The organism is [Limnothrix rosea] IAM M-220 (assembly GCF_001904615.1).
Lineage (GTDB): Bacteria > Cyanobacteriota > Cyanobacteriia > Cyanobacteriales > MRBY01 > MRBY01.
In genome coordinates this window covers 1-17942 of sequence record NZ_MRBY01000005.1, presented here as the reverse complement: position 1 = coordinate 17942, position 17942 = coordinate 1, and the positions used below count along the sequence as shown (strand labels likewise).

Annotated in this window: 23 protein-coding genes; 18 read left to right on the top strand and 5 right to left on the bottom strand. The window is 46.2% G+C overall.

The window, feature by feature from the left end:
* Positions 1–32 precede the first annotated feature (32 nt).
* From NIES208_RS03330 to NIES208_RS03320, 3 genes are all read left to right on the top strand, one after another.
* Positions 33–728, top strand: coding sequence for a hypothetical protein (locus NIES208_RS03330; protein ID WP_075889708.1), 696 nt, complete (start codon positions 33–35; stop codon positions 726–728).
* A gap of 104 nt (positions 729–832) precedes the next feature.
* Positions 833–1174, top strand: a complete 342-nt coding sequence (locus NIES208_RS03325) for a hypothetical protein (protein ID WP_075889706.1) — start codon at positions 833–835, stop codon at positions 1172–1174.
* Between the two features lie 431 nt (positions 1175–1605).
* Positions 1606–2928 carry a (Fe-S)-binding protein gene (locus NIES208_RS03320; RefSeq protein WP_075889704.1) on the top strand — a complete coding sequence of 441 codons (1323 nt, stop codon included), beginning with the start codon at positions 1606–1608 and terminating at the stop codon, positions 2926–2928.
* 138 nt (positions 2929–3066) lie between these two features.
* On the opposite strand, the gene NIES208_RS03315 is transcribed toward NIES208_RS03320, so the two are convergent.
* On the bottom strand, positions 3067–4779 hold the full coding sequence (locus NIES208_RS03315; RefSeq protein WP_075889702.1) for a cytochrome c biogenesis protein: 1713 nt from the start codon (positions 4777–4779) through the stop codon (positions 3067–3069).
* A gap of 91 nt (positions 4780–4870) precedes the next feature.
* Between NIES208_RS03315 and NIES208_RS19175 the strand changes: the two genes are divergently transcribed.
* The 5 genes from NIES208_RS19175 to NIES208_RS03300 all read left to right on the top strand — a co-directional run bounded on the left by NIES208_RS19175 (position 4871) and on the right by NIES208_RS03300 (position 6938).
* The gene (locus NIES208_RS19175) at positions 4871–5008 is read left to right on the top strand and encodes a hypothetical protein (RefSeq protein WP_216349349.1); all 138 of its coding nucleotides are present in this window, start codon (positions 4871–4873) and stop codon (positions 5006–5008) included.
* Between the two features lie 9 nt (positions 5009–5017).
* Complete coding sequence (locus NIES208_RS19170) at positions 5018–5161, top strand: hypothetical protein (protein ID WP_216349348.1); 144 nt, start codon at positions 5018–5020, stop codon at positions 5159–5161.
* A 36-nt stretch (positions 5162–5197) separates the two neighbouring features.
* Positions 5198–5662 carry a thioredoxin domain-containing protein gene (locus NIES208_RS03310; protein ID WP_139324975.1) on the top strand — a complete coding sequence of 155 codons (465 nt, stop codon included), beginning with the start codon at positions 5198–5200 and terminating at the stop codon, positions 5660–5662.
* A gap of 46 nt (positions 5663–5708) precedes the next feature.
* Positions 5709–5945 (top strand): hypothetical protein, encoded by a 237-nt coding sequence (locus NIES208_RS03305; protein WP_139324974.1) that lies wholly within the window; start codon positions 5709–5711, stop codon positions 5943–5945.
* Between the two features lie 96 nt (positions 5946–6041).
* The gene (locus tag NIES208_RS03300; RefSeq protein WP_075889698.1) at positions 6042–6938 is read left to right on the top strand and encodes a ChaN family lipoprotein; all 897 of its coding nucleotides are present in this window, start codon (positions 6042–6044) and stop codon (positions 6936–6938) included.
* Here the strand turns inward: NIES208_RS03300 and NIES208_RS03295 are convergent.
* A complete protein-coding gene (locus NIES208_RS03295) occupies positions 6935–7858 on the bottom strand; it encodes a pentapeptide repeat-containing protein (RefSeq protein WP_075889696.1) in 924 nt (307 codons plus the stop codon). The two genes, NIES208_RS03300 and NIES208_RS03295, sit on opposite strands and share 4 nt — an antisense overlap.
* 289 nt (positions 7859–8147) lie before the next feature.
* Between NIES208_RS03295 and NIES208_RS03290 the strand changes: the two genes are divergently transcribed.
* Positions 8148–8642, top strand: a complete 495-nt coding sequence (locus NIES208_RS03290) for a hypothetical protein (protein WP_075889694.1) — start codon at positions 8148–8150, stop codon at positions 8640–8642.
* On the opposite strand, the gene NIES208_RS03285 is transcribed toward NIES208_RS03290, so the two are convergent.
* Positions 8629–8952 (bottom strand): translation initiation factor, encoded by a 324-nt coding sequence (locus NIES208_RS03285; protein WP_075889692.1) that lies wholly within the window; start codon positions 8950–8952, stop codon positions 8629–8631. The two genes, NIES208_RS03290 and NIES208_RS03285, sit on opposite strands and share 14 nt — an antisense overlap.
* A 75-nt stretch (positions 8953–9027) precedes the next feature.
* Between NIES208_RS03285 and NIES208_RS03280 the strand changes: the two genes are divergently transcribed.
* The 5 genes from NIES208_RS03280 to NIES208_RS03260 all read left to right on the top strand — a co-directional run bounded on the left by NIES208_RS03280 (position 9028) and on the right by NIES208_RS03260 (position 12005).
* Entirely contained in the window at positions 9028–9390 is a 363-nt protein-coding gene (locus tag NIES208_RS03280) for a hypothetical protein (RefSeq protein WP_139324973.1), read from the top strand.
* 327 nt (positions 9391–9717) lie between these two features.
* Positions 9718–10131 (top strand): VOC family protein, encoded by a 414-nt coding sequence (locus NIES208_RS03275; RefSeq protein ID WP_075889688.1) that lies wholly within the window; start codon positions 9718–9720, stop codon positions 10129–10131.
* A 25-nt stretch (positions 10132–10156) separates the two neighbouring features.
* Positions 10157–10792 (top strand): hypothetical protein, encoded by a 636-nt coding sequence (locus NIES208_RS03270; protein ID WP_225875236.1) that lies wholly within the window; start codon positions 10157–10159, stop codon positions 10790–10792.
* A gap of 37 nt (positions 10793–10829) precedes the next feature.
* Entirely contained in the window at positions 10830–11582 is a 753-nt protein-coding gene (locus NIES208_RS03265; protein ID WP_075889684.1) for a TIGR00297 family protein, read from the top strand.
* 18 nt (positions 11583–11600) lie between these two features.
* Positions 11601–12005 carry a hypothetical protein gene (locus tag NIES208_RS03260; protein WP_075889682.1) on the top strand — a complete coding sequence of 135 codons (405 nt, stop codon included), beginning with the start codon at positions 11601–11603 and terminating at the stop codon, positions 12003–12005.
* A gap of 197 nt (positions 12006–12202) precedes the next feature.
* On the opposite strand, the gene NIES208_RS03255 is transcribed toward NIES208_RS03260, so the two are convergent.
* Entirely contained in the window at positions 12203–13756 is a 1554-nt protein-coding gene (locus NIES208_RS03255) for a ferredoxin--nitrite reductase (protein WP_075889680.1), read from the bottom strand.
* A 279-nt stretch (positions 13757–14035) separates the two neighbouring features.
* On the opposite strand from NIES208_RS03255, the gene rlmD reads away from it, so the two are divergent.
* Together rlmD and NIES208_RS03245 are read left to right on the top strand one after the other, a co-directional pair.
* Positions 14036–15385: a 23S rRNA (uracil(1939)-C(5))-methyltransferase RlmD gene (gene rlmD, locus NIES208_RS03250; RefSeq protein ID WP_075889678.1), complete on the top strand. Its 1350-nt coding sequence runs from the start codon at positions 14036–14038 to the stop codon at positions 15383–15385.
* A 185-nt stretch (positions 15386–15570) separates the two neighbouring features.
* Entirely contained in the window at positions 15571–16032 is a 462-nt protein-coding gene (locus NIES208_RS03245; protein ID WP_075889883.1) for an ATP-binding protein, read from the top strand.
* A gap of 197 nt (positions 16033–16229) precedes the next feature.
* Here NIES208_RS03245 and NIES208_RS03240 read toward each other — a convergent pair whose 3' ends face one another.
* On the bottom strand, positions 16230–16619 hold the full coding sequence (locus NIES208_RS03240; RefSeq protein WP_075889676.1) for an SHOCT domain-containing protein: 390 nt from the start codon (positions 16617–16619) through the stop codon (positions 16230–16232).
* 142 nt (positions 16620–16761) lie between these two features.
* On the opposite strand from NIES208_RS03240, the gene NIES208_RS03235 reads away from it, so the two are divergent.
* Positions 16762–17079, top strand: coding sequence for a DUF1825 family protein (locus tag NIES208_RS03235; protein WP_075889674.1), 318 nt, complete (start codon positions 16762–16764; stop codon positions 17077–17079).
* Positions 17079–17852 (top strand): HAD family hydrolase, encoded by a 774-nt coding sequence (locus tag NIES208_RS03230; RefSeq protein WP_075889672.1) that lies wholly within the window; start codon positions 17079–17081, stop codon positions 17850–17852. Before NIES208_RS03235 ends, NIES208_RS03230 begins: the two co-directional genes overlap by 1 nt.
* The last annotated feature ends 90 nt before the right edge of the window (positions 17853–17942 follow it).

The following is a 17942-nucleotide window of genomic DNA, read 5'->3' as shown; positions in this document are numbered from 1 at the left end:
GATATTAAGGAATAGCGTTGGGGAGAGTGGTGATGGGAAATCGCAATTGGCTGTGGCTTTTGTGGGTGGTGTATGTTGGCGCGTTACTTTTTGCGCCGTCGGGAATGCCGTTTGGTGGTGAACCTGTTTGGCAAATTCAGCCGGAAACATGGCAGGAAATCAAAGCGGAGTCCCTTAATTTCTTTTTTGTGTTGCCGTTGTTAAACCGATTTGGCATGGAAATGATGCTTGCGCCTGTACTGAATCCGGTTGATGAGGCGTTGTTTAATGTTGCGGTGGCTTGGATGTTTATGTTTCTTCCAGTGCTGTGGTGCGATCGCCGGGGGGAGCATTTACCGCGGACTGTTTTGTGGTCCTTGGGGATGTTTTTGACCAATGTTTTTTTGATTCCCTATATGGCTTTACGCAGGCAGATTTCACCCAAACCGTTTGTACCGCAGCAAAAATTAATTGCTAGAGGTTTTGCCTTTGTCGCTTTAGTGGTTGGGATGGTCGCCTTTGGTTGGTTTGGTTTAGCTCGCCCAGAATTTGGTGATGGGGGCGATCGCCTGCAATATTTCCTTCAGCAAATGACCGACAGTCGATTAAGTATTGCCTTTATCATCGATCTAATTTGTTTTTGGCTGTTCCAGATTTTTTTGCTGGGCGACCTTAATCCCAAGGATAGTATTTGGCAAAGTGCTAGATTTATTCCGTTTTTTGGGATGGCTTTTTGGTTGATTCTTTAGATTTACTGATAATCCCGCCGGTAACGAGCAGATCCCCCAAAGCTTCTGGGTAACATGAACATAAGCGCTACGCCCATAACAAGCCGTTACCCCCCACAACACCCATGATTATTCAAGCAGCTCCGAAATTTTGGCTAGTAACTACCCTCTTCGCCACAGGTATGGTCTTTTCTTTGTCCCCTTCTGAGGCGATCGCCCAAAAGACAGAGACAATCATGTGGCCAACACAAATTACCAACGAATTCACCCCCATCAGATTTACCTCAAATCCCTATGCAGATGTGCAGGCACTGACCCTATCTGACGACGAAAAAATAGATGTTGAATTTCGTCCAGTACAAGACGAAGCGACAGCCGACGCACCACAAAGTGAATCCCACAATTCTGGCTTTAAAATTCGCTTTGGTTTAAGAGATCCCAACACTAGCACCACAGAAGCAGAGTAAGGGCGACTTTTTTTTACCCAAGAAATGTAGGCAAAAATTGAGAGTTATAATCATTTCAAAAAACAGTGAAACAACTGGAAAATGCCAATCTCCCGTTGTAAGGGGGATTTAGGGGGACTGAATCCTTCGAACTCAACTGCAAAGACTCTGCAACTGCGTGGAGTTCTACTGTACGCAGATTTTCAGACTTCAACATTAAAACTTCTAAAACATCAGAACCCCCTTGAAAAGTTGTTCTCTTGATGATCTGTTCCGCGACGAATCGCGTAATCTCCATGGATTTAACCAGTTTGAATGGGTAACACCCAAAGCCTTGGTAAAAGTCGTGCAGCCTATCAAGTGAATAAAGTGTTGTGGTGTAAACCCCTAGGGTGTGTATTTTGATACCCTTTTCCCTTGGTATAGTGACTCAAGACCTATGGTTATGAACTATGACTCTTTCTGAACCTCAAATAAATAGTTTTGATGCGGCCAATCCGCCAGAGCAAAAGGAGATCGACAGCTGTGTGCACTGTGGGTTTTGTTTGGATACTTGTCCAAGCTATAGGGTTTTAGGTTCAGAGATGGATTCTCCCCGCGGTCGTATTTATCTAATGGATGCGATCGCCAAGGGTGAGGCGGAAATTAATGCAGCGACAGTAAAGCATTTTGATAGCTGTTTGGGTTGTCTGGCCTGTACTTCGGCTTGTCCGTCGGGGGTGAGTTATGACGAACTTTTAACTTCCATGCGATCCCAAATTGAACGAAATTATCAAAGACCGTTGGGCGATCGCCTCTTTCGTTGGCTGATTTTTAATTTATTTCCCTACCCGGCAAGGTTGAGATTATTATTGCCGTTGCTGTGGTTCTACCAAAATTCTGGTTTGCAGTGGCTTGTGCGTAAGTTGGGAATCTTAAAAATTTCGGCAAGGCTAGAGGCCATGGAAATGATTTTGCCTAGGGTTAATCTTGCCCAAGCCAAACAAAATTTGCCCACAGTGATTGCAGCAAAAGGTGAACAAAGATATCGGGTGGGGATGCTTTTAGGCTGTGTGCAACGGCTCTTTTTCTCGCCAGTCAATGAAGCGACGGCAAGGATTTTAACGGCCAACGGCTGTGAAGTTGTCATTCCCACAAGCCAAGGATGTTGCGGCGCTTTACCGGCTCACCAAGGTCAAGATGGGCAGGCTCAGGCGATCGCCCGTCAAATGATTGATAGTTTTGCCGACCAAAATGTTGATTTTATTATGATTAACGCCGCCGGCTGTGGACATACCCTCAAGGAATATGGCCGAATTTTAAAAGACGATCCCGACTATGCAGAAAAAGCTGTAGAGTTTGCGGCAAAAGTACGGGATGTACAAGAATTTCTGGCTGAAGTGGGCTTAACTGCTGAGTTGTCTCCGGTAACTGACGCACCGTTACCCGTTGCCTACCAAGATGCGTGCCATCTACTCCACGGCCAAAAAATCTCGGAGCAACCCCGTCAGTTACTCCGTTCTATTCCCCATGTCCAACTGCGCGAAGCGGCAGACCATACTTTATGTTGTGGCAGCGCTGGTGTTTTTAATCTGTTGCAACCAGATATTGCCGATGAGCTCGGCGATCGCAAAGCTAAGAATCTATCAAAAACTGGTGCAAAGGTGATTATTTCAGCGAATCCGGGTTGTAGTCTCCAAATAAAAAAACACCTGCAACAGCAAGGTGAAGAGATTCAACTCTGGCATCCCATGGAGCTACTGGATTTTTCGATTCGTGGCATCAAACTTGACTGATATTTTTAACCACGTAGCCCAAGTTGGTAGGGGTTTAACATGTTAAACCCCTACATGGTAGATGTGTGGATATGGAATATCAAAAAGGAATACATAACTGCACCCCCATCACAAAACTCAATGGGAGATCAAGGTGAGTTAGTTGGGATTTTCGACGGTGGTTAAAGGTTCCGTTTCAGAAGATTTGAACCAACCTTTGTGCTTCGTTGCCGTAATTAGAACGAGTAAAAGGTCTAGCCCCACAACCCCAGCAATTAGCAATTCAGACCCACCAGTCCCAAAGCCATAGCTATGTAAACCAGTGCCTAGAACAAAGTTCACGCCATACCAAGCCATCAACACTGCATTAAAAGAAACAATACTGGCCATATGAACGCCAAAATCACCGATCCAGCCCACCAGACGGCCATAGAGCGGCGCAAGGTAACAGAGCAGCGCAATGAGTGCCCAAGTTTCTTTGGGATCCCACCCCCAGAAACGTCCCCAAGAGAGGTGCGCCCAGATGCCACCGAGAATAATGCCGGCAGTGAGTAACAGGACACCCACTTGCAACACATGGTAATTGAGCTGGGAAAGCATTTTGAGACGCGGCTTCGCATTGGGGGTAAAAAGATAATTCCCAAGGGCAACATGGCCTAATCCCATTGCAAGGGCAAAACTGGCATAACCAAGGGCGATCGTCGGAACATGGATACTCAGCCAGAAATTATCGCGGAGAACAGGCACAAGGGGCGAAATACTGGGGTCAAGAACTGCAGGCAAGCTAGCGGCCAACAGTAAACACATCACTGATAAAGGCGCTGCTGCCAAAATGTAATAACGGTTGCGGGTAATCAGCTCAAAGGTCAGGGCGATCGCCGCAATACCGAAACCCACCCAAACCACCGACTCATACATATTGGTGACGGGAGGGCGACCCGCGATTTGCATGCGGAGGAAAAAACCATAGGTTTGGACAGCAATGCCCGCACTAAACAAACCCATGGCACTCCAATAAATATTCCAAGGTTTTACCCAGAGGCTAATGAGCATGGCGATAAAAGCTAAACCATAAAGCTGCCAAGCCTTTGCAAAGGGGTGAAAATGATTAAAATGAGTTTCCCGCGCCAGGACAAAATCGCTGGGATAAATCTCTGGACTGAGACTCCGTAAACCAGCTTTTAAGCTATCCGTGATGTCCGATAACGCCGCGAGATGATCTAGACCGCCATTAAAAACAGTTTGCTGAATCATCGCAAAATTGGCGACGAGGGGCGCAAATTCTTCAACGTCGTACAGTGCAGTTGCATGATTAAAACCTACCCATTTCCCTTTGATATCCGTAGGGTGGGGCACAATCGGTAGGCTTTGGTCGCCGACGGAATGGTAAAGGAGATTTAAGCGCTCTTCGATGGTTAGGGCTTCGCGCTCGTCACGGTTTAAGTCCTGCTCGTTAAATTGCTTTTCGTGGGCAATATTCACCACTGCCGCCAATTTTTTATTGGTCATCAGCTCTTGGAAGGCAAAATGTTTTTGCTCCAAGTCCAGATCGGTCAATTCCTTCAGCGGGCGATAGCTAACCAGCACAAAGGGCTCTTCATTCCAATTGCGGGTGTTAAACCATATTTCCAGATAGGTGCTGAGGTAATCCTCTTTTTCGCCGTTGACGGTTTGGTAACTGGTCGAACCGTGAATCTTGGCGACGGTTTCTTTGGCAACGGTATCGAGGGGCTTTTTACGACCGTCGAGCTGCACTGTTAAAGTCCGTAATGACTCCAGTCCGTCGGGCTGAAACTGCGTAAAGGGAAAGAACAGCAGCATACAGCCGAGGCATAGACCAATGATGAATTTGATCGCGTTTGGGGCTTTCATGGTTTAACCGATTCGTGGGTGGACTGTATGGGGGAATAAATCTGGATAGTTCTATTATTTGGCGATCGCCGCGTTTAGGATAATTTTTTTAATGTTAGGGCATCAAAAAAAGGGTTTAAATTTTAATGCTGTTTTTCTCTGGGTCTTTTTTGCGGTGACGTTAACGGCGGTTGTCGGTGTTGTTGCTGGGACTGGCGTCTTAGAATCGCCGCGACGGCAGTTTGCCTAGCTCCCTTGGATGCAGTCTGTTTTTAGTAAGGGGTTATTAATTCACAAGTTACGGGCAGTTTGGCTGACCAGTCACCTCTTTTTTGTGGCAATTTTCTTCGTCATGTTAGTGATGCCCATCGCCTTGGTTTATTACTATCAACAATTAGGTTAAGATTTGTTACATGCCTTGAGGTGGGGGTTATGCATTTTGCCAAAAAACAGAGTGAGTCGGAATATTGGGGCGATCGCCGTTGCTTTAGTTATTTTCTTTCTGGGGGGAACCTTTGTGTTGACTCGTCCAGTCCAGGGAGCACAAACCTCTACGGTCGCTGACCTAATGACTTTACCGGCCATAGCTGCCCAATCTGTTCCCTATGGTGAGGCGATCGCCAATGGTAAGCCAGCGTTTATTGAGTTCTACGCTGATTGGTGCATGACCTGTCAGGCCATGGCTCCGACGTTAGCAAAAGCACATGAGCGTTTTGGCGCGGCCATCAATTTTGTCATGTTAAACATTGATGATCCCCAGTGGCAGTCAACGGTTGCAACCTATAAAGTAACGGGTGTACCCCATTTCGTATTACTGGAGGAGGAGCAGGTGGCGGTTGACACATTCATTGGTAAAGTCCCCTTTCAGATACTCTCCGAACGCCTGAGTAGCCTTGTGGGCTAAGCATATTGATTTTATTGAAGAGTTTTATTCGTCCTGAGGAAACAAGATGAGACACGCTAGTGCAATGGCTATTCTGAAATATTTTCTCCAGATTTTGGAGTTTATGGGTCAAGTCGGTGAATTTCTAGAGCTACTGAGCACTCCCATTGGTTTAGCTGCAATGGTTTGTTTAACGAGCTATGAGAGTCTCATGCTCTTGGGATGTGACACGGCCAACTCCGTCGTCTTAGCGCTAGTGATCACATTGACTTTCCATACAGCTTCCAATCGACCTAATTTTTAGGCCGAATTTTAAATCCAGATTTCAAATCCAGATTTCAAATCCAAATTTTAAAGTTAAGGCTTTAAACTAGAGCTTTTACTCTTTCCCAAGAAATCTATGAAGATTAGGCCGCAAATTGGTTTCATTGCCCTCAGTGGTTTGTTGGCGATCGCCCCAGCCGGATGTGCATTACAAGGTACAGATTCTCAGGAAATACCAGATTTGCCGCCGATGCCGGAGCAATCCATCGAACCTTTGGCCACAGCGGATGTAGTCTTCCTTGGGGAATTGCATGATAGCGAGCGCGACCATGCTGCTCAGTTACAGATTATTCAAGAGCTATACGCGAGAAACCCTGATTTGGTGATCGGGATGGAAATGTTCCAGCGTCCATACCAAGCCGTTTTAGATAGTTATATTGCGGGCGAGATTACGGAGGCTGAATTCGTTGAACAAAGTGAATATGAAAAACTATGGGGTTTCCCTTGGGAGCTCTACGCGCCGATTATGCGATTTGCCCGGGAAAATAAGATCCCCGTTTTAGCGCTCAATGCCCCCGGCGAGACAGTGAGTCGCGTTGCCCGTGGCGGGGTAGAAGCCCTCACAGCAGAGGATATGGTGCATATTCCGCCTGTTAGTGAACTGGATTTGAGCAATAATAATTATCGTAATTTTGTGCAGGGAGCATTCGGTGCCCACAGCGCCCATGGCAATTTTAATTTTGATAATTTTTTTACGGCACAGGTGATTTGGGATGAAACCATGGCGGCAACGATCGCCGATTTCCGCATCCTCAATCCTGAGAGACAAGTGGTTGTTTTAGCGGGACAAGGACATGTGATCTACGGTTATGGTATTCCCGATCGCGTTGAGCGTCGTTTGGGGCCGGATTTAGAAACTCAAATCGTACTCCTTAACCCTGTGCCAGAATTTACTGTCTATGGTTCGGCGATCGCCGATATGTTTTGGTGGAGCCAGAAGTCCGAAGAGGCGCTGAAAAAAGAAACAAATTAAGTCACATTAAGTGCGCCATTGTCCTTCAGAAATGCTTGCTGGGCATCAGTTAAACCCGTCACAGCCCCAAATATCGCTCCCTCTAAACGACAATGGTCAAAACAAGAGCCTCCAAGGTTTGATTTAAAAAAGACCGCGCTCCGTAAATCCGCGCCCCTAAAATCAACATTGATCAACTGGGCATATTCAAGGGATGCACTAAACAGCGATGCATTACGGAAAGTCGCACCAGAAATCGTCGACTGCGAAAAATTTGCCAACTCCAGCTGGGCATTATCAAAACAAGTCTCCGTAAAAGTGCCTTCATGGAAGACTGTATTAATGGCATTAATCTGAGAGAGATTCGCTTTAGTAAAATTCGCCGCGGTGAAATCCCCCTGTTCTAAGTCGGCTGATATCAGGGTCGCCTCGGTAAAATTAGCGCCTTGGCAATGACTACGGCTAAGGTCGCTTTGGTTTAAATTTGCATTTGTAAAATCGGCTTGTTTGGCTTGAATCTTGACAAAATTTGCCCGTTCAAGGTGGGCCCTGAGGACTTGTGCTTCATTAAAGTTTGCTTCTTCAAAATTACCGCCCCGACCTAAGCATTGGGACAAGTTTGTGCCCTGTAGATTAACGTGGGCTGCCTTAACTTGTTGTAGATTGGCTGCGGTCAGATCGGCTTGGGTAAAGGTGCTGTGGTGAAGATTCGCTTTGGTCAGGTTGCAGGACTTGAGTTGTGCCAAAATGAGCGTTGCTTTAGAAAAGTTTACGCCAATGCAGGACGCTGATGTGAGATTTGTACGGCGTAGATAGGCTCTGGAAAAGTTGCCACAATCAAGGGTTTTACCGCTGAGGTCGAGACCACTAAGTTCGCTATTGGCAAGGGATTCGTCGGCTTGGAGCTTGGAGAGAACTTCTGCAGCGGTCAGTTGAGCCATGACAAGTTTTATTGCCTCAAGATATGTAGAGATTTTGTATTTTATTGCAACTTACTTCTAGGGTTTGTACAGCTTTGTAACGGTTCTGTGAATTTACCTAACGAGTTTGTGGGGGATATCGGCAATATTGTTACTTTTGATACCAATAGCCGTTTTTCTGTTGCTTTGTGTTAGGTCGAGTTCTTCGGGGCTGATGGTGACTAGGCAAAATCGAGCACGGGGGGCGATCGCCCCAAGGTGGTGGAAAAAACTGTCGGGTATTTTTTTGCTGAGGCGAAGGTAAATTGAAATGGAATTATTTTTAGAGCGTCCCTATCGGGAAGTGGCGATCGCTGACTTTGGCAATATCGTACTAGCTATACCCACGGATAAACTCATTCAGCCCCATGCGGCAAATCCCTTCGACCGCATTTACCCCCAGCGAGTGTATAGCCACAATGGCTGGTTTTTCTACCGTGAGAAATGGCTAGGGCTGTTGCACAATTTAAGTTTTACAGCGAAGTCTGTGTCTGCTGCTGAGCATAATCCTCTCCGTTTTCCTGCCCGTTTGGAATATGGCTTTACTGTCTCCTTTGAGGTAAACAGTTGGCGGACATTACCTGAGGCGATCGCCGAACAGGCGATTTTGACTTATCGGTTTGAAGACGAAAAAAATAGCTACTATAGTCTTTTCCGTGACCTCAAACCCCAGTTTGTGCGCATCTATCCGTTTAAGTCTTTGCAGCAGTTTTCAAAGCAGATTCGCTGGCTATTAGAGGAAGAGTATCAAGCTAACCGCCGCTAATTTTTGCTTTATAGCCCTGTTGGGTGAGTATCTCTAAGAGTTGTTGTCGGCGATCGCCCTGAATTTCGACCACACCATCCTTGAGGGTGCCACCAGCACCACACTTATTTTTTAGCTGTTTCGTGAGTTTCGCTAACGTGGCAGGGGCATGTTGAAAGCCAGTGATCACCGTCACCGTTTTACCCTTGCGACCAGAGCGTGTTGCTTGGATACGGACATTTTGTTGATTTGGCGGTAAATCCACAACTTCTGGTGCTTCTATTTCTGGTGCGGAACCAAATTCTTGATAGACAATTTTCTTGCGAGCCATCGGTTTAGAAAAATAAGATTGAATCCTTAAAAACTTACCCTATAGTCATGGCCGGCAGAGCTAGGTGTCTTAACTTTGATGGCCTTGGCTATAGTTGCTAGGGATATTGAAGTTTGTCAACTCAGCTGTTGTGCCCCAGAAATTCGATGCGAGAATGGCGTATGGATTAACAAATGCTGGGTAGCCCCATGCCAGAAACCAACTCTATTTACCAAGACAATATATGGCAAGCTAGAAAAAGTCCTTCACAATGCATTGCAGAAAAAGGCGATATTGTTGGGGCTGCTCGAGGAGAAAGGCATTGATCTGATGGCCAAATTAACGCCGGGTGAGTTGGTGATGCTCCAAAATGAGATTGCTACCCGTGGGCTGAAAAAGCCAAGGAAGCTTTGTTGGAATAAAGAGGCCATGGGAGCTATCAGAGGAGGTGCGCCATGAAGTGATCGAAGGGGCGGTCGTAGCCGATGAAACTGAATTAACGTCAGTTCGGGTTAAGGAGTTATCTGAATACCTTGAAGACATGGGGACATTGGGATAGGGAGACACGGAGAGGGGGAGACACGGGACATCAACGGACACCCGCATTAGAATTGTTTGAATGAAAAATCGCCCCATCCCTCGCTCTCCCTTTCGCCGCGTCATCATTCCAGACCATGCTTAAACCGAACTCAGGTTGAATTACACCGAAACTGGTTAAAGCTGATAAGTATTGCTGGAGATTTACCTGTTTTTTAGTCCTCTCTCTTAATTTTTTCCTGTTGTTTTATGCACCACATTTCTATTCGTACTGCTGATATTCACCGGGCGATCGCCTTTTATGGTTTACTCGGTTTCACGACGGAGGTGCAATTTACAACGGGCTTTACCCTTGCCTGTTGGCTCCGGGGAGAGCTTGGGCGGATCGAGCTGATCCAAATTCCCCAGCCCAAACCTGCGCCCGATGCCTTTGGTGATGAGCATTATGTGGGTTATTACCATGTCTCGTTTGATCTGACAGCACTAACGCCGAGTTTGCCCAGCTGGCTGGCAAGGCTCCAAGCAAAAGCGTCTGAGCCGCTCAAAATATTGCTCAATCCCCAACAGCAAATGATCGGCGATCGCATTTATGAAGTGATGTTCCTAGCCGATCCGGATGGTTTGCCTTTAGAATTTCTTCGATGGCAAGGGGAGCGCACTTAGGTTTTATTAAACTAAAGACAATCCTTTGATTTTCGCTACAATTTTCTCGACTTTTATGCCTGACGAACAGCTTAATTTATTTTCTGTTGCCGATACGGTGACTAATCCCTATAAGGTGCAAAGGCGACCAACTTTGGAGATGAGTTCGTCGGCGCTAATGGCTTGGAAAAGCCGTATTGCTAACTTTCAAGCGCAAGCTCGCCAAAATTCAGCCGCGGGACAAACGAGTCTTTTATTTGAGCTAGACACCAAGCCTGCTCACTGGGATGCGGAGAAGCTGGATCCGTTTGAGTTGCCCCGTAAGCCTTGGGATTTTTATCGCGATCGCCCCGATCCCCTTAGTGAAGGGCAAGCCAATATTTATTTTGTGTTAGACCATTCAGTGCCATTGCTGCTGTATGTGGGTGAAACGAAATTATCTATTAAACAGCGGTGGAAAGGGGTACATGATTGTAAGGATTATATTGATGCCTATGTGAGCCTACACCGGAAGTATGGAATGGATTTCGCGGTTAATATGGCCTTTAATGTTTCTGTCCCCAGCGACCGTACCCAAAGGTTAGCCCTAGAGCGGGATTTGATTCTCCGGTGGCGATCGCCGTTTAATAAAGAATGTTGGCGATACTGGGGGCAACCGTTCCGCAGTTATGCCAAATCTTAATTTTTAATTTCCTTCATCAATCTTTGCCGCTGCGACTATGATGCTCTTCGAAAATCCTTGGCTAGTGGCGATCGCCCTCAATACAGTCTTGGTGGCGATCGCCCTCATAATCCCGAAAAAGCTCCTGACCCCAATGGGCTACCTCAATGCTTGGCTGTTAGGTGTGCTGGTGTGGGGCTGTCTCCATTGGCAAGGGTATATTGTGGTGATGTTTTACTTTTTGGTGGGCGTTGGCGTCACAAAAATTGGCAAAGACATCAAAGAAGCCGCAGGTATTGCCGAAGGCCGCGGTGGTTTACGGGGGCCTGAAAATGTATGGGGCTCAGCGCTCATTGGCACTCTCTGTGCCTTAGGAACTTTACTTGTACCGGACTTTTGGCAGGGATTATTGGTCTTGGGTTACGTTGCCAGTTTTAGTACCAAATTATCGGATACAGCTGCTAGCGAAGTGGGCAAAGCCTACGGTAAACGCACCTTTTTGATTACAACCTTTCGACCTGTGCCTAGGGGCACGGAGGGGGCAGTCAGTTTAGAAGGGACATTAGCGGGAATGATTGCTTCTGTGGCGATCGCCATGGTCGGGTACGCCATTGGCATGATTAATATTTGGGGGATTTTGTGGTGTGCGATCGCCGCCTTTGTCGCAACCAACCTAGAAAGCGTCATTGGCGCAACCATCCAAGAAAAATTTGACCTCCTCACCAATGAAGTCGTCAACATCATTAATACCCTCATTGGGGCAGTCGTCGCGATTTTATTAGCTTGGCTATACTGGTTAGCAATTTCTTAACATCGACAAATTATTTTCATGACTGTTAGTTCGCCAGAAAAACCAAGCATCAGCAAAACAGCCCTCAGCAAAACAAAATTTTTGTCGATCGGGATTTCCGCCCACGGCACGATCGCCATCGGGATTTCTGCCCACGGTATTGTGGCGATCGGCGTGGCAACCCATGGCATTGTCTCTATTGGCGTTGTGGCAATGGGTTTATTTTCGGTTGGTTTAGTGTCTATGGGAGCCGCTAGCCTCGGTGCTGTCTCCATGGGATTACTTTCCGTCGGTAGACAAAATATGAGTTTGATGGAACCCCATCATCACCCGATAGAAATCATTGAAGAAAATAGTAACACCCCCACGGAGATGCCCCAGTCCGGCGATAATCCAGCTATGCACGAAGGTCACTCCGATATGGAGGGTGAACATTCTCACTAAATTTAATTTGAAATAAAAACGGTGGCGATCGCCACCGTTTTTTATCCACCAACAATCTCACATCTTTTCTCCGTCGTCGTCGCCCCACCACCGACTTCATTTAACCAGAACTCAAATTACAAAAAAAATCGGTACTGCCCAATAAGCCTTACCGATTTCAAACAACTTGAGATGAAAATTTATTTAGACACCAAGCTCTAAGCCTTAGGCGTTGCCCCAAACTGCTCAATTAAAATCCCCTTAACCCTTTCCTTGAGCGTTTCACCACAGGGAACCTTCTTCTCCACAACAGAACCGAGGCTGGCATCCTTACCAACTGTGCCACCAGTGTAGAGATTAACCGCCTCAACAATTTTGCCATCGACTTTCGCCTTCGCACCAAGCATCCCCAAGTCACCAACCTGAGCCTGACCACAGGAGTTGGGGCAACCAGTCCAGTGCATCCGTACCCGCTGGGGAATATCCAGCTCAGCATCCAGCTCCTTCGCTAAAGCTAAACCCTGTCCCTTCGTTTCAATGAGGGCAAAATTGCAGTAGCGATTGCCAGTACAAGACACAAAAGAGCGAACCAAAGGGGAGGGATTAATCGAAAACTTCTCTAACAAAGGTTCCTTGAGAAGCGTGTCAACATTTTCATTTTTGACATAGGGAATAATAAAATTCTCCTCGACAGTAGCGCGAATTTCACCAACACCATAGGTTTCAGCGAGACGAGCCACCTCAAACATATCCTCCGCCGTGAGACGACCTGCAGGAACATGCAAACCAACATAGCTGTAGCCCTCTTGCTTTTGGGGATGCACGCCAAGATGGTCACGTTTTTCCATGGTGAACGCATCTTCTGGTGCAGCCGCAGCAAAGGTCATGGCCGTTTCTTCTTCAAGCTTGGCACGGAATTTTTCAACGCCCCAAGCCTCTACGAGCCACAAAACACGGGCTTTGGCTCTATTACCTCGCAATCCTTCCTCTGCACCATAGCGAGTATATAGTGTAATAATGCCACGACTAACTGCGAGTACCGCTTCTTCTGTCGGCGGAACCCATACATTGATGGGAATTCCCTCGGCAATTCTCTGGGCAGAGAAGTAACCTCCAACGAGAATATTGAACCCAAATTCACCATCTTTGAATGCTGGAACGTAGGCAATATCATTGATTTCGACGTGGGACGAATTATCCGGTGCGCCTTCGACACAGATATTAAATTTACGGGGCAAGTCGCTAAACTCAAAGCTGCCTTCGCCACCGTTAGTGATCATGTCTTGGAGCTTTTCAGCGAGTTCGCGGGTATCAAAGTATTCTTCTGGATCGATGCCGGCCACGGGGGAACCTGTGATATTACGAATGTTGTCATGGCCGGATTGGACGCTCGTTAAACCTACTTCTTTAAATTTTTGGAACATGTCGGGCACATCTTCAAGGCGAATACCGCGTAGTTGTAGGTTTTGGCGGGTCGTGATGTCGGCGCTACCGTCTTCGCCATAGCGCTTGACGACTTCGGCGAGGACATGCATTTTTTCGCTGGTTAGGATGCCATTGGGTGTGCGCATCCGCAACATGAATTTGCCGGGCGTTACAGGACGGTGGAATAGACCTAAAAATTTGAGACGAATAATAAGGTCATCTTTATCCAATGCTTCCCAACCAGCCTGAGCAAACTGTTCAATTTCATCTTTGATCGCTAAGCCGGGTTTTGCTATTTTGGCTTGATCAATTTTTGTTAGTTTGACTTTTTTGGGTGTGTCAGTCATGGAGGATAAACCGATTTTGGCTGGATTAATGGGGTGTGTGCGGAGTTAGGCAATATTCTCAGGACACGTCGTTAAGTTATCGATTCCAACTGGGTTAGCTTGTATCTTTTGATACTTTATTCGGGTTGCCTTGTTGAAAATCAATGATATAAATGCTGTTTTGACATTTCTTTTTGATCTTGTTTTTATTTCTATGGGTGGGTCGGGAAAGGCGTTGAAATTTCCTGAGACAGGGTAGAGTGTGGATGGCCGATTTGAACAAGCTAGGGAGTAGAGGCGATGCAACAGGGTGATCTGATTGAATTGACAATTCATGATCTCAATAGTCAGGGGTCTGGGGTTGGTCGATATGGGAATCAAGTTGTGTTTGTGCCGGATACTGTACCGGGCGATCGCCTTGAGGTTCGTATTACGCGTCTAAAGCGCCAATATGGCCTAGGAAAAATTCAACGTATGCTTGAGCCTTCTGGCGATCGCCGTCGCCCTCCCTGTATTGTTGCGGATAAATGTGGTGGTTGTCAGTGGTTACAGGTTGAGGAGTCTTTACAGCTCGAGATCAAAACAAAAGAAGTAACCCAAGCATTACAGCGTATTGGTGGCTTTGAAGATCTTAAGGTTGAGCCAATTTTGCATGGTTCATCGGGTTTAGGCTATCGGAATAAATCAACCTATCCAGTGGGACGTTCAAGTACAGGACAATTGCAGGCGGGCTATTACCGTAAGGGCAGTCATCAGCTAGTAAATCTCAATCAATGTCCGATTCAAGACCAGCGACTCAATCCTTTATTAAGTGATATCAAGCAGGACATCGCGGCGAATGGTTGGTCTATTTATAACGAAGCAAAACACCAAGGCAAATTACGACATTTGGCTTTTCGCATTGGTCACCACACAGGCGAAATCCTTTTAACTTTAATTACGACAGCGCCCGATTTTCCGAATTTAGAAGAGCAAGCGGCTAGTTGGCTGGCTGAATATCCTGCACTGGTCGGTGTTTGCCTCAATATCAATGACCGCAAAGGCAATATGATTTGGGGACGTGACACAAGGGCGATCGCCGGACGCGACTATGTAAACGAAACCTTTGTCGGACTAAACCTGAAACTTCGCCCTGAAACCTTTTTTCAAATTAATACCGCCGTTGCTGAGCACCTCCTAGAAAAAATCCTTGGACAGCTCGAACTTCAGGGCAATGAAACGATCATCGATGCCTACTGTGGTGTCGGGACATTTACACTACCCCTAGCTCAGCAGGCAAAACAAGTTATCGGCATTGAAGTTTTGCCCAGCTCTGTACAGCAAGCCCAAGCCAGTGCAGCGGATAATCACATTGAAAATGTCAAATTTCTGGTCGGGACAGTTGAGGATGTATTGCCCAACCTCGAAGACACCGCCGATATTGTACTAGTTGACCCACCGCGTAAAGGCTGCGATCGCCGCGTTCTCGACACATTACGGCAATCCCGACCTAGACAAATCCTTTACATTAGTTGCAACCCAGCAACCCTAGCGAGGGACTTAAAAATCCTATGCGAAGCTGAAGCCTATACAGTGGAATGGGTACAGCCCGCTGACTTTTTTCCACAAACGCCCCATGTAGAATGCGCCGTTCTTTTAAAAATGGTGTAATTTCAATTTTTTGTATAATATAGTTCAGTAAGAGCCGCCATAGAAAGTACGGTCTTTACGCTAAATGATGAGCAATTTGAGCCTTTTATGCCATTAGCATCACAACAAAACACTGTTCTACGAGGCAGTGGCTAATTCTCGATGACACCATACTCAGCAAGTTAGTTTGTCAAGGAGCATTGACTGTGATTGCGATTTCCATGCCCCCCCCAAAGTCTCATTGGAGTACTTTAAGTTTTGCCTCAACGCTTTACCTCTATCCAGTTTTAGATATTCTCCTAGAGCGTATTCCCGATGAATGGCAGTACGATTTACGCCTAGGGTTACAGGAAGCCCTTGTTAATGCCGCAAAGCATGGCAATGCCCTTGATCCAACGAAAAAAGTCGTGGTTCACTTCTTCATGAATACCGAACAGTGTTCTTGGATTATTACGGATGAGGGGACAGGCTTCAATAAAAGTGAGCATTGTTGCGATTTAGATGATCACCTATTGCCACCGGAAGAAGCGGAATGTGGCCGGGGGGTGTGTCTTTTGTCCCACATTTTTGATCAAGTCCATTGGAATCATCGGGGCAATCAATTACGGCTCAGCAAGTATTTTCGTCAAACGCCGATTATTGCGGGTTCCATAGAAGAGTTTGCATAGTCACTGGGTGGTACAGTTTAGCTAATAGCTGAAATAGGGTGGTTATGGTGGTTTCGCATGAGCAATAGAATTCTTTTTTCGCTAGAGTTTAAGGGGAAATTAGCGTAGCCTTCTGAAACCTCTGACCGCCTAGGGAAGGGTATGGGAGATTCTCTAGAGTTTATGCGGCATGGCTGTATGGAATTTTAATTTTTTGTTTATTCGAGTAAAGCGCGGCGTTTTTGTTCAAATTCGTATTCGGTAATTAAACCTTCTGTGCGGAGTTTTTCTAGTTCTCGCAATGCTGAGGCGATCGCCTCGGTTTTTTTTGCCATTTCGAGGGTTTTATTGGTTTGGGCGCTAGCAAGGCCAAATTTTTCTTGGAATGAATCGAAATCTTGTAGTACAAACCATACGGCTTCGATGGCACAGGCAATTTGCGGTATGGGGGTTGACCACAGCAGTAAGTAAACCACACCCCACACAGGTTGGCCGATGTAAAATTTATGGACACCAGCGAGGGGCGTAACCGAACCCGCTAGGGCAAGTCCAATGGCAATCTTGCGGTCTTTTGGTTGGTTAGCGAGTTTGGCGATCGCCTGTTTCATAGGGCTTAATGCGGAAAACCATACTTTGCGGCGTAAAACCGCCTGAATTAAAATTAATGGTATCAAATATCGTTAAATCACAACTTCCGTTCTCCTGCGGGTGAACTTCTCGCGTTATTTAATTTAGGAAAAGATAAGTAAAATGGGATTTTTTGATTCAGAGATTGTCCAACAAGAAGCTCAAAGTCTGTTTACGGATTATCAAAATCTTGTGCAATTAGGTAGCGATTTCGGTAAGTTTGACCGCGAAGGCAAGAAGATGTACATCGACCAGATGGAGGCGATGATGGATCGCTACAAGATCTTTATGAAACGCTTTGAGCTGTCCGATGATTTTATGGCGCAGATGGCTGTCGAACAGATGAAGACACAGCTTGGTCAATTTGGGATGACACCGCAGCAAATGTTTGATCAGATGAATCTGACCCTCGACCGTATGAAGTCTCAAATTCCTGATTGATGGTTTCTCAAGTTATTGCTTTTGATTCTGATGGTGTCATTTGCGATGGCCTTGCAGAATATTTCCATTCGGCGGCGATCGCCTACCAGCAAATTACGCAAACGAACCTTGAACAAAAGACCTTAGAATCCCTTCGTCCAGCTTTTTATGAGTTACGCCCAGTCATCGAAACAGGCTGGGAAATGGTTGTATTAATTCATGTTTTATTACAAGGCCAAAATTCCAATGTGATTTGGCAAGATTGGCGAAGAATTTTAGCGCAAAGCCTAAGTCACTGGGATACCACGCAAGATGGGTTGATGTTGGCCCTCGATACTGTCCGCGATCGCCAAATTACTAACGAGTTAGACCATTGGCTATCCTTACATCGGTTTTACGATGGTATGCCCGCTTGTTTAAAGCAATTACTCGCAGATGATGCCGTCGAAACTTACATTATTACAACGAAAGAAGCTCGGTTTGTTCATCAACTTTTACAACAGCAAAATATTAATTTCCCCAGCTCGAATATTTTTGGTAAAGAAACAAAACAGCCAAAATCCGAAATTTTAAAGCAATTATTACAGAAACACAAATCAACATTTTGGTTTATTGAGGATCGCCTCAAAACTCTTGGTAAAGTGCAAAAAGAACCAGAGCTCACGGCGGTCAAACTGTTTTTAGCCACTTGGGGATATAACTGCTTTATGGTGGGTGAAAGGTTACCGCTTCGCGGGATAGAAGCTGTTGATTTAGGCGGTTGGCTAGAAAAAGTTGCGCAATTATCGCCTTAGGAATTGACCGAAGATCAGGCTCTCCGGGAATGAGTATGCTGAAGTAGTAAAAGCAATGTCGTTGAAACGATGGTTCCATTACTAACCCAG

Bases quoted from the DNA above. Each gene is read 5' to 3' on its own strand.
- NIES208_RS03320 (WP_075889704.1), top strand. From the start codon at position 1,606: ATGACTCTTTCTGAACCTCAAATAAATAGTTTTGATGCGGCCAATCCG.
- NIES208_RS19175 (WP_216349349.1), top strand. From the start codon at position 4,871: ATGTTAGGGCATCAAAAAAAGGGTTTAAATTTTAATGCTGTTTTTCTC.
- NIES208_RS03305 (WP_139324974.1), top strand. From the start codon at position 5,709: ATGAGACACGCTAGTGCAATGGCTATTCTGAAATATTTTCTCCAGATT.
- NIES208_RS03230 (WP_075889672.1), top strand. From the start codon at position 17,079: ATGGTTTCTCAAGTTATTGCTTTTGATTCTGATGGTGTCATTTGCGAT.
- NIES208_RS03265 (WP_075889684.1), top strand. From the start codon at position 10,830: ATGATGCTCTTCGAAAATCCTTGGCTAGTGGCGATCGCCCTCAATACA.
- NIES208_RS03315 (WP_075889702.1), bottom strand. From the start codon at position 4,779: ATGAAAGCCCCAAACGCGATCAAATTCATCATTGGTCTATGCCTCGGC.
- NIES208_RS03275 (WP_075889688.1), top strand. From the start codon at position 9,718: ATGCACCACATTTCTATTCGTACTGCTGATATTCACCGGGCGATCGCC.
- NIES208_RS03260 (WP_075889682.1), top strand. From the start codon at position 11,601: ATGACTGTTAGTTCGCCAGAAAAACCAAGCATCAGCAAAACAGCCCTC.
- NIES208_RS03290 (WP_075889694.1), top strand. From the start codon at position 8,148: ATGGAATTATTTTTAGAGCGTCCCTATCGGGAAGTGGCGATCGCTGAC.
- NIES208_RS19170 (WP_216349348.1), top strand. From the start codon at position 5,018: ATGCAGTCTGTTTTTAGTAAGGGGTTATTAATTCACAAGTTACGGGCA.
- NIES208_RS03295 (WP_075889696.1), bottom strand. From the start codon at position 7,858: ATGGCTCAACTGACCGCTGCAGAAGTTCTCTCCAAGCTCCAAGCCGAC.
- NIES208_RS03325 (WP_075889706.1), top strand. From the start codon at position 833: ATGATTATTCAAGCAGCTCCGAAATTTTGGCTAGTAACTACCCTCTTC.
- NIES208_RS03300 (WP_075889698.1), top strand. From the start codon at position 6,042: ATGAAGATTAGGCCGCAAATTGGTTTCATTGCCCTCAGTGGTTTGTTG.
- NIES208_RS03235 (WP_075889674.1), top strand. From the start codon at position 16,762: ATGGGATTTTTTGATTCAGAGATTGTCCAACAAGAAGCTCAAAGTCTG.
- NIES208_RS03285 (WP_075889692.1), bottom strand. From the start codon at position 8,952: ATGGCTCGCAAGAAAATTGTCTATCAAGAATTTGGTTCCGCACCAGAA.
- NIES208_RS03330 (WP_075889708.1), top strand. From the start codon at position 33: ATGGGAAATCGCAATTGGCTGTGGCTTTTGTGGGTGGTGTATGTTGGC.
- rlmD (WP_075889678.1), top strand. From the start codon at position 14,036: ATGCAACAGGGTGATCTGATTGAATTGACAATTCATGATCTCAATAGT.
- NIES208_RS03255 (WP_075889680.1), bottom strand. From the start codon at position 13,756: ATGACTGACACACCCAAAAAAGTCAAACTAACAAAAATTGATCAAGCC.
- NIES208_RS03240 (WP_075889676.1), bottom strand. From the start codon at position 16,619: ATGAAACAGGCGATCGCCAAACTCGCTAACCAACCAAAAGACCGCAAG.